This is a genomic window from Phycicoccus sp. CSK15P-2 (assembly GCF_016888005.1).
Lineage (GTDB): Bacteria > Actinomycetota > Actinomycetes > Actinomycetales > Dermatophilaceae > Phycicoccus.
In genome coordinates, this window is record NZ_JAFDVE010000012.1 from 23,697 (window position 1) to 38,750 (window position 15,054).

A 15,054-nucleotide genomic window follows, 5' to 3' on the forward strand; every position below is an offset into this window, starting at 1 on the left:
GAGCGCCGTGCTCCCCCGGGCCGAGGCCCGGACGGCACTCTCGTGCGCCTCCGGGCACCCGGCCCTCGGGGTCAGGGGCGCTTGGTCACCCGGACGGACGCCTTTCGCCCGTCGCCGACCGTGACGACCGCGACCTGCTCGCCGTCCGGGGCGTCGAGCACCGTGACCTCGGTCGCGAGCGTCTCCCCCGCGACCAGCGTGGCGTGCTCCTCGACGGCCGCGGCGACCTCGTCGTCGCCGGTGACCTCGAGGAGGATGCGGTCGGAGACGTCGAGCCCGGCGTCCTTGCGGGCCTGCTGCACGGCGCGGACGAGGTCGCGCGCCAGGCCCTCGCGCTCCAGGTCCGGTGTGACCTCGGTGTCGAGGACGACGAACCCGCCGCCGGGCAGCATCGCCGTCGCCCGCGAGCCGGCCGCTCCGCCCTCGACGACCGTCTCGAGGGTGTACTCGCCCTCGACGAGCGCGAGCCCGCCGGAGGTGACCGTGCCGTCGTCGGACACCGACCAGTCGCCGGACTTCGAGCCCTTGATCGCCGTCTGCACGTCGCGGCCGAGCCGCGGCCCGGCGACCCGCGCGTTGACCGTGAGCCGCTGGCTGATGCCGAAGTCGGACTCGTGCGCCACGGCGACGTCGAGCACGGTCACATCCTTGACGTTGAGCTCGTCGCGGACGATCCCGGCGAACGGCTCGAGCCCCGCGGGGTCGGCCGTGACGACGGTGAGACCGGTCAGCGGCAGCCGAACCCGCAGGCCCTCGGCCTTGCGCAGCGCGGAGCCCGTGGAGCACACGGCCCGCACCTGGTCCATCGCGGCGACGAGCGCGTCGTCGGCGGGCAGGTCGTCGGCCGACGGCCAGTCGGCGAGGTGCACCGAGCGCCCGCCGGTGAGCCCGCGCCAGACCTCCTCGGTGACGAGCGGCAGCAGCGGCGCCGCGACCCGGGTGAGCACCTCGAGCACCGTGTAGAGGGTGTCGAAGGCCGCTTCGGCGCGCGCCGAGTCACCCGCGCCGGTGTCCCAGAACCGCTCGCGGGAGCGCCGGATGTACCAGTTCGTCAGGACGTCGACGAACCCGCGCACCGACTCGCACGCCCCGGCGACGTCGTAGACGTCCATCTGCGCGGTGACGTTCTCGACGAGCCCGCGCGTCTTGGCCAGCAGGTAGCGGTCGAGCGGGTCGGTGGACGCCGTCGACCACCGCGCCTCGTACCCGGCGCTGTCGTTCGCGGCGTTGGCGTAGAGGCTGAAGAAGTACCAGGACGACCACAGCGGCAGCAGCACCTGGCGGACCCCCTCGCGGATGCCCTCCTCGGTGACGACGAGGTTGCCGCCGCGCAGGATGGGGCTGGCCATGAGGAACCAGCGCATCGCGTCGGCGCCGTCGCGGTCGAAGACCTCGCGGACGTCGGGGTAGTTGCGCAGCGACTTGCTCATCTTCTGGCCGTCGTTGCCGAGGACGATGCCGTGGCTGATGCACGCCTCGAACGCCGGCCGGTCGAACAGCGCGGTCGCGAGGATGTGCAGCGTGTAGAACCAGCCGCGGGTCTGGCCGATGTACTCGACGATGAAGTCGGCCGGGAAGTGCGCGTCCTGGGTGTCGGTGCCGGCGAACCATCCCTCGTTCTCGAACGGGTAGTGCACCTGGGCGTAGGACATCGAGCCGGAGTCGAACCAGACGTCGAGGACGTCGGTGACCCGCCGCATCGTGCTCTTCCCCGTGGGGTCGTCGGGGTTGGGGCGCGTCAGCTCGTCGACGAACGGGCGGTGCAGGTCGGGGGTGCCGTCCCGGTCGCGGGGGATGTCGCCGAAGTCGCGCTCGAGCTCGGCGAACGAGCCGTACACGTCGATGCGCGGGTACGCGGGGTCGTCCGACTTCCACACCGGCACCGGGCTGCCCCAGAACCGGTTGCGGGTGATCGACCAGTCACGGGCGTTCTCGAGCCACCTGCCGAACTGCCCGTCCTTGACGTGCTCGGGCACCCAGGTGATCTCCTGGTTGAGCTCGGCCATCCGCTCCTTGAAGGCGGTGACCTCGACGAACCACGACTCGACGCCCTTGTAGATGAGGGGCTCGCGGCAGCGCCAGCAGTGCGGGTAGCTGTGGTCGTAGGTCTCGCGGCGCAGCAGGACGGTGCCGGGGGTGACCGAGCCGGCGGGGCCATCGCCCCGGGTCGCGGCCTTGAGGTGGTCGATGACGAACGCGTTGGCGTCGAAGACCTGCATCCCCTCGTAGTCGGTGACCGGCGCGGTGAACCTGCCGTCCTTGCCGACGGGCATGACGGCGACGATGCCTTCGCGGTCGGTGACCTGCTTGTCGACCTCGCCGAAGGCGCCGGCGGTGTGGACGACGCCCGTACCGTCGGTGGTCGTCACGGCGTCGTCGGCGGCGACGATGCGGAACGCGTTCTCGTGGCCGGAGTAGTACGAGAACGGCGGGGTGTACGAGCGGCCCACGAGGTCGGCGCCGCGGTAGCGCCCGAGCACGGTGAACTCGCCCTCGGCGTCGGCCAGCTCGCGGGCGTGCGCGGCGAGGCGGGCCTCGGCGAGGACGTAGCGGGCGGTGTGTTCCGTGCCGGGCACCGGCGCCTGCACGACGACGTACTCGATGTCCGAGCCGACCATCGCCGCGAGGTTGCTCGGCAGCGTCCACGGCGTCGTCGTCCAGACGAGCAGGTGCGCGCCGTCGAGCACCGGGTCGGTGCCGGTGTCGTCGAGCAGGTAGCCGACCGTGACGGAGGGGTCCTGCCGCATCCGGTAGGTCTCCTCGTCCATCCGCAGCTCGTGGTTGGACAGCGGGGTCTCGTCGTTCCAGCAGTAGGGCAGGACGCGGAAGTCCTCGTAGACCCATCCCTTGTCGTGGAGGGACTTGAACGCCCAGATGACCGACTCCATGTAGTCGGGGTTCATCGTGCGGTAGTCGTGGTCGAAATCGACCCAGCGGGCCTGGCGGGTGACGTAGTCGCGCCACTCCCCCGTGTACTTCATGACCGACTCGCGGCAGGCGGCGTTGAACCTCTCGATGCCGAGCTCGAGGATCTCGTCGGTCGTCTTGATGCCGTTCAGGCGCATCGCCTCGAGCTCGGCGGGCAGACCGTGGGTGTCCCAGCCGAAGCGCCGCTCGACGCGCTTGCCGCGCATCGTCTCGTAGCGCGGCACGACGTCCTTGACGTAGCCGGTGAGCAGGTGGCCGTAGTGCGGCAGGCCGTTGGCGAAGGGCGGGCCGTCGTAGAAGACGAACTCGTTCTCGCCGCGCTCGCCGGGGTCGCGCTGGTCGATCGACGCCTGGAACGTGCCGTCGGCCTCCCAGTGCGCGAGGACGGCCTCCTCCACCTGCGGGAAGCGCGGGCTCGCGGGCACACCGAAGGCGGCGCCGGTGTGCTCGCCGGTCGTGGAGACCTTGGGGTACGTCATCGCGGGGGTTCTCCTGCGGGTCGTCGACTCGTCGTTGCCGAGGACGACGGCTCCGGCTCGCGCCGGGCACCACCGCGGTACCACCTCGCTTGCCGCCCTGTGGGCGACCGCTCTTGCACCAGGTCGTGACGTGACCCCGACGTCCGGGTCTAGTGGGGCCGTGTCCCGCGGTGGGATCCCGGGCCCGTTCTTCCGGAGGCTCGCCGCTGATGACGGCTCGAGCGCCTGTGCCGACGAGTCTAGCCGTCGCGGCCGGATGCTCCGAACGCGTTCCCGAGCGCACGGGTGACGACCTCACCGTTGTCGACGACCGACCAGTCGACGTCGCGGTGGCCGCGTCCGTCGAGCACGGCGAGCGCGACCCGGAGGGTGTCTCCGTGGGTGACGAGGACGACGTCCGGGGCGTCCCATCCGGCCACCTCGGCGAGCAGGGCGGTCGTCCGGACGTGGACGTCGGCGATGCTCTCGCCGCCGCCCCAACGTATCTCGGTGACGTCGACGCCGTCCCGCACCGGCTCCTCGCGCAGCTCGCTCGTCAGCCGTCCCTCGAGGGTGCCGAGCGCCTGCTCGCGCAGTCCCGGATGTTCCTCGACCGGCACGCCGAGGGCGGCGGCGACGGCATCCGCCGTCTGCCGGGCGCGCACGAGGTCGCTGGAGAGCAGCCGCACCGGGCCGGTGACGAGGCCGGCGACGGTGCGTGCGGCGTCCTCGGCCTGGGCCCGCCCGCGCTCGGTGAGCGGCGGATGCGCCGTGGCGCCCTGGAGGCGACGCTCGACGTTCCACGTCGACTCCCCGTGGCGGACGAGGTGGATGCGGGCGGGCGGCACGCGGGACACCGTAGCGGGGTGCCTAGACTCTCCCGCGTGGCTGGACTGCTGGTGGCGGGGACGAGCTCGGACGCCGGCAAGTCTCTCGTCGTCACCGGGCTGGCCCGGGCGTGGCGCCGCCTCGGGGTGAAGGTGGCGCCGTTCAAGGCGCAGAACATGTCGAACCACTCGATGGTCTGCCAGGACGGCTCCGAGATCGGTCGGGCGCAGTACCTGCAGTGCCAGGCGGCGGGGGTCGAGGCGTCGTCGGTGCACAACCCCGTCCTTCTCAAGCCGGGCAGCGACCGCGAGGCGTTCGTCGTGCTGCGCGGCGAACCGGCCGGGCGGCTGCGCGCGGGCGAGTACGCCACGGGCCGCCGCCATCTCGCCGAGGCCGCGTTCGCCGCCTACGAGGAGCTCGCGGCGTCCGTCGACCTGGTCGTCGTCGAGGGCGCCGGGTCCCCCGCCGAGGTCAACCTGCGCGAGGGCGACTACGTCAACCTCGGGCTGGCGCGGCGGTTCGGGCTGCCGGTGCTGCTCGTCGGCGACATCGACCGTGGTGGCGTGCTGGCGTCGCTGTTCGGCACGTGGGCGCTCGTCGACGACGCCGACCGCGCGCACCTGCGGGCGTACGCGGTCAACAAGTTCCGCGGCGACCCGTCGGTGCTCGCGCCGGGGCTCGTGACCGTCACCGAGCGCACCGGCATGCCGTGCGTCGGGGTGCTGCCGTGGCTCGAGGACGTGTGGATCGACAGCGAGGACGCGCTCTCGGTCGGGCGCTGGCGATCGGGGACGGACCTGTCCCGGGAGCGGCTGACGGTGGCCGTCGTCCGGCTGCCGCGCACCTCGAACGCCACCGACGTCGACGCCCTTGCCTGTGAGCCCGGGGTGGACGTGCGTGTCACGACAGACCCCGAGCGCTGCCGCGAGGCCGACCTGCTCGTGCTGCCCGGCAGCCGAGCCACGGTCTCGGACCTGGCCTGGCTGCGGCGTACCGGCATCGCCGACGTCGTGCGCCAGCGTGCGGCCGCCGGGCGTCCGGTCCTCGGGGTGTGCGGGGGGTACCAGATGCTGTGCCGCACGATCGACGACCCGGTCGAGAGCCGGGACGGGCGGGTCGACGGGCTCGGGCTGCTGGGCGCCGACGTCACGTTCTCGGCCGAGAAGGTGCTGGCCCGGCCGTCGGCGACGTGGGGCGGGGTGCCGGTCGAGGGCTACGAGATCCACCACGGCGTCGTCGGCGACGACGGGTCGTTCCCGGGCGGTATGCGGGCCGGTGCCGTGTGGGGCACGATCTGGCACGGCACGCTGGAGGGCGACGCGTTCCGGCGGGCGTGGCTGGCCGAGGTCGCGGCGGCGAGCGGGTCGCGGTGGGTGGCGGACGCGTCGGCGCCGGGGTTCGGGGCGCGGCGCGAGGCGATGGTCGACGCGCTGGCCGACGCGGTCGAGGAGCATCTCGACCTCGACGCGATCACCTCGCTGGCGTCCGAGCGGGTAGCCCCGGTGGTGTCCGGATGAGCCGCGCGGTGCACGTCATCGGGATCGGCACGGGCAGCCCGGCGCACGTCACGGGGCAGGCGGTCTCGGCGATGCGGGCGTGCGACGTCTTCCTCGTGGCCGACAAGGGCGAGGCCAAGGACGAGCTCGTGGCCGTGCGGCGGGGGCTCTGCGAAGAGCTGCTGGAGGCGGGCTCGTACCGGTTCGTCACCGTGCCCGACCCTGAGCGCGGCCCGGACGCCTCGCGTGACGCCGCGCAGTACCAGGCGGGGGTCGACGCCTGGCACGCCGCGCGGGCCCGCCGCTACGCCGAGGTGCTGGACGCGCTGCCCGTGGACGCGGTCGTCGGGTTCCTCGTCTGGGGCGACCCGGCGTTCTACGACAGCACGGTCCGGATCGTCGAGGCCGTCGGCCGGCTGACGCCCGTGGTGATGAGCGTCGTCCCCGGCATCTCGGCACTGCAGGTGCTGGCGGCCGAGCACGGCATCGTCCTCAACGGCATCGGCGGGCCGGTGCACGTGACGACCGGGCGGCGGCTGGCATCCGAGTGGCGGCCGGAGCTCGGCACCGTCGTCGTCATGCTCGACGCCCGGCTCCAGTGCGTGCAGCTGCTCAAGCGCGCCCCGGACCTGTACGTCCACTGGGGGGCCTACCTCGGGCTGCCGCAGCAGGAGCTGCGCGCCGGACGCCTGGCAGACCTCGCCGACGAGCTCGTCACCCTGCGCGCGCAGCTGCGGGAGCGGCACGGCTGGGTCATGGACACCTACGCGCTCACGCTCCCGACCGGCACCGCCGGAGGGGAAGGCACCGAGGACACTGCCCGAGCCATAGGCTGACGACGCTCACGACCGAGCGCCCCCCGTCGACGAAGGAACCGCATGTGCCGAGTGCTCGCGTTCATCGGGCCGGAGACCCCGCTGGAGAAGCTGCTCCTCACACCCAGTAACAGCCTGGTCAACCAGGCCCTCGACCCCGAGCGGCACCCGGAGCTCCAGCTGGCCGGGTGGGGGTTCGGCGCGTGGAGCGAGCACCTCCTGAAGCCGGAGGAGCCGTTTCTCTACCGCCGGCCGATGGCCGCCTTCTACGACGACAACCTCGAGCGCATCGTCCCGAGCCTGCGCGCCCACACGATGCTCGCCCACGTCCGAGCGGCCGCCTACGACGCGAAGGTCGTCCTGGCGGACGAGAACTGCCATCCGTTCTCGTTCGAGGGAACCCCCTGGATCGTCGCGCAGAACGGCTACCTGCCGAGCTGGCAGCTGCTGCAGCGGGAGCTGCTGCAGCACTGCGAGGACTCCTACCTGGAGCAGATGAAGGGCTCGACGGACACCGAGTTCCTCTACGTGCTCCTGCTCTCGCTCATGAAGGGGGACGGCGACGAGGACGTGCAGCGCGCGGTCGAGGAGATGACCCGGCTCATCGCGGGCGCCATGGCCGACCTCGACCTCCCGGGCCTGACGAAGCTGAAGATGGCGCTGGTGGCGCCGAACCGCATAATCGGGGTGAACACCGGTCTCGGGCTCCGGGGCGAGACGGACCCGGACGGCGACTGGCGGGAGCTGCGCGAGGCCGAGCCGGGCTCGGACGAGTTCTCGCTCTCGATGCTGCTGGAGCCGATGCACCTCCTCATGGGCCGCGACTTCGAGAAGGACGAGACGACCTACGACTTCGACACGTGCGACGAGGAGGACGCGACCGGCGCGATCTTCGCCTCCGAGGCCCTGACCGACGACTCCGACGGATGGTCGTCCCTGGAGTTCGGCGAGATCGTCTTCCTCGAGAACGACGGCGAACGGGTGACCAAGACCGTCCGCACCCTGTCGGTGTAGCCGGGAACTCCCCCGAGCAGCACCACGGGCCATCCGACGAGCGGGCTGGGCCGGGTCATCCTGGCCGGATGTCCCTCCAGTCGGTGGTCTCGCACTGGTGGTGGGTGTTGTCACCGGTGCCGAGCACCGTGCCGTCGCCGCACATGCCCAGGGTGTGGGTGGCGCCGGCCGCGACGGCGACCACGCCTCGCCACCCGTCGACGTCACATTGACCCCAGCTGTTGTCGCCGCTCGCCAGCACACGCCCGCCCTCGGTGACGCCGACGGTGTGCCGGCTGCCCGCCGCCACGTCGACCAGGTCGCGCCACTCCTCCACCGCGCAGGCCCCGGTCCTGGCCTCTCCGGAGGCGACGGCCCGGCCGTCCCGACGCCGCCCGACGGTGTGCAGGTAGCCCGCCGCGATGCCGGCCAGAGCGGACCATCCTTCGACATCACACTGCCCGCGGCCGTTGACCCCGGTGGCCACGACGGTGCCGTCGGCACGGAGTCCGACCGTGTGCGAGCGGCCGGTGTTGCCCGCAGCGTGGACGTTCCCGGCAGCCACCGCCACGACGTCCGTCCACCCGGCCACAGCGAGCTCGCCGGCGCCCCCGTGCCCGGCTCCGACGACCGTCCCGTCGGCGCGGCGACCGACGGAATGGCGCCGCCCCGCCGCCACAGCACTGCGCATACGTCACCTCGTCTGCCCGCATCGACTCTCGGGCATTCAACACGACGGCCGGGCGCGACCCACCGGTGTCAGCCCAGCGTGAGCCGCTGTTCGTGGAGCTGCCCGACGTGCCGACGCGGTCCTTCAGACCGACCGTGTCGCCCATGACGCCCGGGGCGGTTGCACTTGTTCGACCGATCGCATGACTCGAGCACGCTCGGCGCAGACATCATCGGCGCCTTCGTCGGCGGACGTGGGCGAGCACGACCCGGTACATGGCGGCCGAGGCGGACTTCCTGGCTCAGGATTTTCGTTATACGATTTTCTCGTGGTGAGCGACGAGCAGATCCAGGAGTGGGCCGACGAGGCCGAAGCCGGCTACGACGTCGATGCCCTCAAGGTGCGTGGTCGCGGACGACCGGGTCGAGGCGCGGAATCGATGCAGGTAGTCGCCGTCCGGCTGACCGCGGAAGAGCTCGAGGCCCTCGATGCCGCCGCCGACAAGGGCAACATGAGCCGATCCGAGGCGATCCGAGCGGCGCTGGCGCACTTCGCCGCGTGAAGATCCACCCCAGCGCACTCAAGCACGGCATCGACCCCGAGGACATTCGCCAGGCGGCCGAATGGGCATCGTGGATCGAGCCTCTGAGCGAGGACGAGTCGCCTGAGCGAGAGCTTCGTCTCGGGTTCGACACTCAAGCCCGGCTCCTCGAGACTGTGGTGCTCGTGTTCGCCAGTGGCGACGAGATGGTCATCCACGCGATGCCGGCGCGCAAGAAGTACCTGGGCCTGCTGCCCTGACGGACCCAGCGACGGCGGGCCGGAGATGGAGGATGTCAGCCGCCGGCGCCGAGGATCGTCGACGTCACGGCCTCCGCTCGTGAGGACGAATGCTGACGGTTGTCGGGTACTTCCCGCTACGGGCGAACCGGGGTGTCGCCGGCCAAGACGGTCTCGACGAGATCCTCGGGAAACAGCGCGCGTATGTCCCGCGCGTAGTCAGGTCCGTCACCGGGAACCTGTACCTGCGATCCCACGACACGCATGGGCACGCTGATCCCGGTGTCGGCGTGCACGATGCCGTTGCACTCCGCCCACACGAACGCAGTCTCGCTGGTTCGTCTGAGCAGTCGGACAGCGCACGTACCTTCCTCCCCCAGGATGCTGGGGTCGGACCCGGCAGACCCGATGAGCGCGGCGAGTCGTGCCTCGTCAGCCTGAACCGCAGGGTCAGAACGGTCCGGCAACTCCGGTCCGGACGCAGTACAAGCGCTGAACAGCAGGGCGCACGCCAGCGCCACAGCGCCGTGCCTCGCTGGACGTCCCCTGATTGCCGCCACACATGAAGCCTTCCAGAGCTTCGCGTAACCCGCTGGGCCTTCTCCAGCCACTGCGCCGGTAGCCGACGCAATCCTCGCCCGTCACCCTCCGTCCGTGGCCGGGCACAACCGAGCGAGCAGGCGCACCTCCTTGTCCACGCGATGCATCCCCGAGAGGAGCTCCTGAGGTCGAGGACGGCGCCGCTGCTGGGTCAGTCGTCGGCGTCCGGGCCGGGACGACGGAGAGTGTCGGGTTCGAACCCGTGGCGGACGCCCCACAGGACGGCCTGGGGCCGCCGCGTGACGCCGATCTTCCGGTAGGCGCTGCGGATGTACGACTTCACCGAGTTGATCGACAGATACGTGCGTTTCGTGATGTCGTCGTTCGTCAGGCCTTGGGTGATGAGAGCGACGATCTCGGCTTCACGAGCGGACAACCCCTCGCTGCGACCTGGCCAGTCACCACCGTCGTCCTCGCGGTAGGCGGTTCGGTCGGTGACCCGCTCGCCGGCTGCCACCTTCTCCAGGGCCAGGACGAGCTCGTCGGCGGACATTCCTTTCGACAGGTAGCCAGAAGCTCCTCGCCGCAGTGCCGCCTCGACGAGCGCCTCGTGCGTGTTCCAGCTGTACAGGACGACCTTGTCGGCAGCGCCGCGCTCCAGCAGGTCCTGCAGACCGGCCCGGTCCGCCTGGTCCTGCGCGAAGGTGTCGTAGAGGGCGACGTCGACGGGCCGCACCACCGGCAGTCGCGAGTCGAACTCCACGAGGTGGACCCGGCCGCGGTACGGCTCCAGCATCCGAGCCAGGCCCTGGATGACGATGTCGTAGTCGTTGAGTAACGCGACACGAACGGGCTGGGGGTCCTCGGCCATGTCAGCAACGTAGAGCACCTGACGACCGGGGGCGGACGTCGTCCCACGTCCACGGCCATCTCACCCCCAGGGGTGGTGTGGGAAGCCACCGGTGACACGAGAGTGACCTCATGACGAATCTTCGACCCGGGACGTGAGCGTTCGGGTTGCCTCCGACCCGACGGACCACGTCCGCGACCTCGGGCGCCCCGTGCGCCGACGCACGAGCGGCACGATCCGGTCCCACGACGATGCCAGCCCGGTGCCGGCCCCGGCTGCCGGGGCCGGCGTGAGACGCATTCCGGCTGCCGGGGACGAGCCACCGGTGGCTGCGTGATCCCCACCCTCGTCACGGGGGCATGGTCACCGTCGACACGGCGATGGGGCGCGGCGCACGCACCCGCTGTCGGCCCCCCACCCCCAGCGCGGTGACAGCGGCATGTCGCCCCCGCCCGACCGAGCCAACACCGGAGGTCTCGATGGAGACGTCACCCGCGCGACTCGTGGTCGCGCCCCCTGTCGATCCTGACGAGCTCGTCGGGCACACCCCGCTGGTGCACCTGCGCCGGCTCGCAGCCGACCGGCCGGGTTCGCCGCGGCTGTTCCTGAAGATGGAGGCCGCCAACCCTGGAGGGAGCGCCAAGGACCGCCCCGCCGCCCACATGGTGCGCGAAGCCTGGACGGAGGGACTGATCGGACCCGGGAGCACCATCATCGAGTCGAGCTCGGGCAACCTCGGGGTGGCGCTCGCCCAACAGGCCCGCGCCTACGGTGTCCAATTCATCTGCGTCATCGACCCACGGACCCCCCTCACGACTCGCCGACTGATCGAGGCCTTCGGCGGCGAGCTGCACGTGGTGTCCGAGCCCGACCCGGCCACGGGAGACTGGCTGGTGGCGCGTATCGAAGCGGTGACGTCGATGATGTCCGCCGTTCCCGGCGCGTGGTGGCCCAACCAGTACGGGTCCTCGGCCAACGCGACGGCCCACGCCGACGGCACCATGCGCGAGATCCTCGAGACGCTCGACGGGGACCTCGCGGCGCTCTTCACCGCCACGAGCAGCACCGGCACGCTCGTCGGATGTGGCGACCGGCTGGCGCAGGAGGGCGTCGACGCCGCCCTGTACGCGGTCGATGCCGTCGGCAGCGTCCTCTTCGACGGCCTGCGTGGAGCGCGCGAGCTTCCCGGTCTGGGCGCCGGGCTCGTGCCGCCACTCGCCGCCCGGGCCGCCCCGCACGACGTCCTCCGTGTCACCGACCTCGACTGTGTCGTCGGCTGCCGGCGGCTGGTCGAGCGCGAGGCACTCCTGGTGGGCGCCTCGGCGGGCGGCGTCGTCACCGCGGCGGAGCGGGTCCTGGAGCGGTTCACCCCCGATGACAACGTCGTCCTCATCGCCCACGACGGGGGCGCGCGGTATCTCGACACCGTCTACGACGACACGTGGGTGCAGGAGCGGCTCGGCTGTGCTCCCCCGCTGCTGGCACAGCTCGTCGCCGACCCGTCGAGTGGCTCGCGTCCATGACCGGGCTCGCGGTGGTGGGGGGAGGACCGAGAGCACTGTGGGCGCTGGAGCGTCTGGCGTGGTGGGCCCGGCAGTCGGGTGCGCCCCTACCGGACATCGTGGTCTTCACCACGGCCCGACGGTTGGGAGCGAGTGAGCACTACGACCTCGACCTGCCCTCGTTTCTTCGTCTCAACGTGGCCTCCCGTGCGGTCGACGCGTGGTCCGTGCCTGGCCGTGAGGGGCGGGGCCCTTCCTTCGACCACTGGCGCGAGGCGCGATGGCCGGGGTCCGGTGACGACCTCTATCCGCCTCGTGCACTGGCTGGCCGCTACCTGGCGGAGGTCGGGGAGACCGTCCTGGCCGAGCTCGGCGACGCGGTGACCGTTCGCACCGACCCCGTCCGACGGGTCACGGCAGGTGACAGGTGGACGGTCACGGCCGGGGGTGGGGCGCAGGACTTCGACGACGTGCTGCTGACGACGGGGCACACCGGTGGTTGGACGGGGGCGCTGGAGTCAGGGGTACCGGCGTTCCCACCGGAACGGCTGTTGTCGGCGGCCGCGGCGGCGCGCAGGGTGGTGGTCAGGGGCGCCGCGCTCACCGGCATCGACGCCGTCCTGACCCTCACCGAAGGGCAGGGCGGCCGGTTCGAGGCCGATGGAACGAGCCTGCGCTACGTGCCGTCCGGCCGCGAGCCCCGCATCACCGTGGTCGGTCGCAGCGGGCTGTTGATGGTCCCGAAGACCGACCCGGCCGTCGTCACCGCCCTCGGCGTGGGAGCCGACGAGATCGACGAGCTCTGCTCGGACGCCGTGGCTCGTGGTGACTGGCCGGCCGCGCTCACCACGCTTGCTGGGCTGGTGCTGCACCGCTCCCACGCACGGTTCGGATGCGCCGAGCTGCCGCCCGCCCAGCGGGAGCTGCTCGAGCACGCCCGCACGATGGGGCCGGCCGCCTGGGAGTGCCCTCCTCCCCCACCTGCCCTGCAGCTGCGTCACGACCTGGAGGTGGCCGCCGGCAGAGCGCCCGGCGACGTGCGCTGGGCGCTCGGCCACGCCTGGCGCCTGCTCCACCCCCGGCTGGTCGCTCATCAGGCCGACCTCCTGGCCGTCGACCCCTGCTCGACCGGCCCGGTGCTGGGCTGGCCGGGCTTCCGCGCCTGGTCGCGCTCCGTGGAGCGCTTGGCGTTCGGACCTCCGCCCGTCAACGGCCACAAGCTGCTCGCGCTGCTCGAGGCGGGAGTGGTCGATGTGGTCGCGGGCGACGCGGCCGCGGTGGCAGAGCAGGTCGCGGCCGACGCCGTGGTCGATGCCGTCCTTGCGCCTCCTGGCCTGGTCGACATCGTCGACGGCCTCTGGCGGGAGCTCCTCGCCGATGGCCATGTCAGCACGGCCGAGAGCCGGCGTGGGCTGCGCGTGACACCGGCCGGAGCCTGTCTGGCCGGGTCGGGCGCGCCCACCCCCGGGCTGTGGGCGTTGGGGCGGGTCGCCGAGGACGTCGTCATCGGCCACGACACCCTGGTGCGGACTCTTCACGACTCGCCGGACGCGTTCGCGCGCGGCCTGCTCGGGTTGTCGGCGACCGACCTCGGGGACGTGCGGGCGTCGATGGTCGGCGTCACGCCGCTGCCCGCGCGGCTGCTGCCGTGGCAGCGTGAGACCTTGCGGTCGGCGGACCGACTCTCGCGCCTGCTCGACGAGTACGGGTCTCCGGTCAACCTGCTCGACGCGGCACCCTTGGCAGGTCACGCCGCTGAGCTCGTGAGTGCCGGGGAAGGGCTCGGGGTCGATGTCCGCGTCTTCTTCGCCCGCAAGGCAAACAAGGCGATCAGCCTGGCCGAGGCGGCCTTCGCGGCCGGCCACGGCGTGGACGTGTCGAGCGAACGTGAGCTGACACAGCTGCTCGACCGCGGGGCCGACCCGTCCCGGGTCATCCTGACCGCGGCGGTCAAGCCCCTGTCCCTGTTGCGCGTCGCCGTCGACAACCGGGTGTGCACGTCCCTGGACAACCACGACGAGCTCGTGGCCCTGGGCGCGGCAGGGGCGGATGGAGAGACCCCGGTCGCCGTCCGGCTCGCTGCGCCCGAACCGTTGCTGCAGTCACGGTTCGGCTTCACCGCTCAGGAGGCCGAGGAGCTCCTTGCCTCAGGTTTCCGCCATCGCCTCGAAGGCGTCCACTTCCATCTGCACGGCTACGCGGCCTCCGACAGGGCCCTCGCGCTCGACGCCGCGCTCGACGTGGTGGAGACGGCCCGGCGCGTGGGTCACCGGCCGTCGTTCATCGACATCGGCGGAGGGGTCCCGATGCGCTATCTCGACAGCGCGGAGCCCTGGACGACGTTCTGGGATGCCCACACGTCGGCGCTGCTGGGTCGAGGGCCCGAGGTCACGTGGCGAAACGACCCTCTGGGACGGCAGGTCGTCGGTGACCAGGTCCACGGCACCCCGCCGGTCTACCCGATGTGGCAGGAGCCGGTGCGCGGTGCGTGGCTCGCCCGAGTGCTGACCTCGGCGAGCAGGAAGGGCGGGACCATCGCGTCGAGGCTCCGCGCCTCGGGCGTTCGACTGCATGTCGAACCCGGCCGTGCCCTGCTCGACGGCTGCGGACTCACGGTGGCCCGCGTCGCCTTCCGCAAGCGCGGCCGCGACGGTGAATGGCTGATCGGACTCGAGATGAACCGCACGCAGTGTCGCTCTGCTGCGGCCGACTTCCTCCTCGACCCCGTCCTGGTTCCCGTCGGTGAGGACCGCAGCGAACCAGGGACGGGCTACCTCGTGGGCGCCTACTGCATCGAGGCCGAGCTGCTGACGCTGCGGCGGATGAGCTTCCCGCGCGGAGTGGCGACCGGCGATCTCGTCGCCTTCGTCAACACCGCCGGCTACCAGATGCACATCCTCGAGAGTGCCTCCCACCAGATCCCGCTGGCCCGCAACCTCGTCCGACGGAAGGCCGGCTGGGAGCTGGACCCCATCGACGCGCCGACCCGCCCCTCGACATACCCCTAACCGCGCGCCTGCCGCAGCCAAGCACGCCGTGGCGGGCTCGACCCACGCTGGCGCAAAGCATCCTGTTCCGCACCGACAACGACGGAGTCCACCTGAACTGACCCGCACCGATCGACCTCCTAGCACCCGCGACGACCAGGACAAATGGCTCGGCTCGGGACGTTGCGAGGCCCACAAGATGTGCGG

11 protein-coding genes are annotated in these 15,054 nt (G+C 71.8%); 7 read left to right on the plus strand and 4 right to left on the minus strand.

Annotated elements, in window-relative coordinates; genetic code table 11:
• Nucleotides 1-71: 71 nt before the first annotated feature.
• Nucleotides 72-3,407 carry an isoleucine--tRNA ligase gene (gene ileS, locus JQN72_RS07985; RefSeq protein WP_204134652.1) on the minus strand — a complete coding sequence of 1,112 codons (3,336 nt, stop codon included), beginning with the start codon at nucleotides 3,405-3,407 and terminating at the stop codon, nucleotides 72-74.
• Between the two features lie 239 nt (nucleotides 3,408-3,646).
• A complete protein-coding gene (locus JQN72_RS07990; RefSeq protein WP_204134653.1) occupies nucleotides 3,647-4,234 on the minus strand; it encodes a histidine phosphatase family protein in 588 nt (195 codons plus the stop codon).
• Nucleotides 4,235-4,270: 36 nt separating this feature from the next.
• Between JQN72_RS07990 and JQN72_RS07995 the strand changes: the two genes are divergently transcribed.
• The 3 genes from JQN72_RS07995 to JQN72_RS08005 are packed head-to-tail and all read left to right on the plus strand — an operon-like array spanning nucleotide 4,271 to nucleotide 7,539.
• Nucleotides 4,271-5,731 carry a cobyric acid synthase gene (locus JQN72_RS07995; protein WP_204134654.1) on the plus strand — a complete coding sequence of 487 codons (1,461 nt, stop codon included), beginning with the start codon at nucleotides 4,271-4,273 and terminating at the stop codon, nucleotides 5,729-5,731.
• Nucleotides 5,728-6,546 carry a precorrin-6A synthase (deacetylating) gene (gene cobF, locus JQN72_RS08000; RefSeq protein ID WP_204134655.1) on the plus strand — a complete coding sequence of 273 codons (819 nt, stop codon included), beginning with the start codon at nucleotides 5,728-5,730 and terminating at the stop codon, nucleotides 6,544-6,546. The genes JQN72_RS07995 and cobF overlap by 4 nt, the downstream gene beginning before the upstream one ends.
• A 42-nt stretch (nucleotides 6,547-6,588) precedes the next feature.
• Nucleotides 6,589-7,539, plus strand: a complete 951-nt coding sequence (locus JQN72_RS08005; protein WP_204134656.1) for a class II glutamine amidotransferase — start codon at nucleotides 6,589-6,591, stop codon at nucleotides 7,537-7,539.
• 55 nt (nucleotides 7,540-7,594) lie between these two features.
• Here JQN72_RS08005 and JQN72_RS08010 read toward each other — a convergent pair whose 3' ends face one another.
• A complete protein-coding gene (locus JQN72_RS08010; RefSeq protein ID WP_204134657.1) occupies nucleotides 7,595-8,209 on the minus strand; it encodes a chromosome condensation regulator in 615 nt (204 codons plus the stop codon).
• A 307-nt stretch (nucleotides 8,210-8,516) separates the two neighbouring features.
• On the opposite strand from JQN72_RS08010, the gene JQN72_RS08015 reads away from it, so the two are divergent.
• Nucleotides 8,517-8,750 carry a ribbon-helix-helix domain-containing protein gene (locus JQN72_RS08015; RefSeq protein ID WP_307812518.1) on the plus strand — a complete coding sequence of 78 codons (234 nt, stop codon included), beginning with the start codon at nucleotides 8,517-8,519 and terminating at the stop codon, nucleotides 8,748-8,750.
• The gene (locus tag JQN72_RS08020) at nucleotides 8,747-8,989 is read left to right on the plus strand and encodes a toxin (protein WP_204134659.1); all 243 of its coding nucleotides are present in this window, start codon (nucleotides 8,747-8,749) and stop codon (nucleotides 8,987-8,989) included. Before JQN72_RS08015 ends, JQN72_RS08020 begins: the two co-directional genes overlap by 4 nt.
• 730 nt (nucleotides 8,990-9,719) lie before the next feature.
• On the opposite strand, the gene JQN72_RS08025 is transcribed toward JQN72_RS08020, so the two are convergent.
• The gene (locus JQN72_RS08025) at nucleotides 9,720-10,379 is read right to left on the minus strand and encodes a response regulator transcription factor (protein WP_204134660.1); all 660 of its coding nucleotides are present in this window, start codon (nucleotides 10,377-10,379) and stop codon (nucleotides 9,720-9,722) included.
• 458 nt (nucleotides 10,380-10,837) lie between these two features.
• On the opposite strand from JQN72_RS08025, the gene sbnA reads away from it, so the two are divergent.
• Both sbnA and JQN72_RS08035 read left to right on the plus strand, forming a co-directional pair.
• On the plus strand, nucleotides 10,838-11,881 hold the full coding sequence (gene sbnA / locus JQN72_RS08030) for a 2,3-diaminopropionate biosynthesis protein SbnA (protein ID WP_204134661.1): 1,044 nt from the start codon (nucleotides 10,838-10,840) through the stop codon (nucleotides 11,879-11,881).
• The gene (locus JQN72_RS08035; RefSeq protein WP_204134662.1) at nucleotides 11,878-14,868 is read left to right on the plus strand and encodes an FAD/NAD(P)-binding protein; all 2,991 of its coding nucleotides are present in this window, start codon (nucleotides 11,878-11,880) and stop codon (nucleotides 14,866-14,868) included. The genes sbnA and JQN72_RS08035 overlap by 4 nt, the downstream gene beginning before the upstream one ends.
• Nucleotides 14,869-15,054 lie beyond the last annotated feature (186 nt).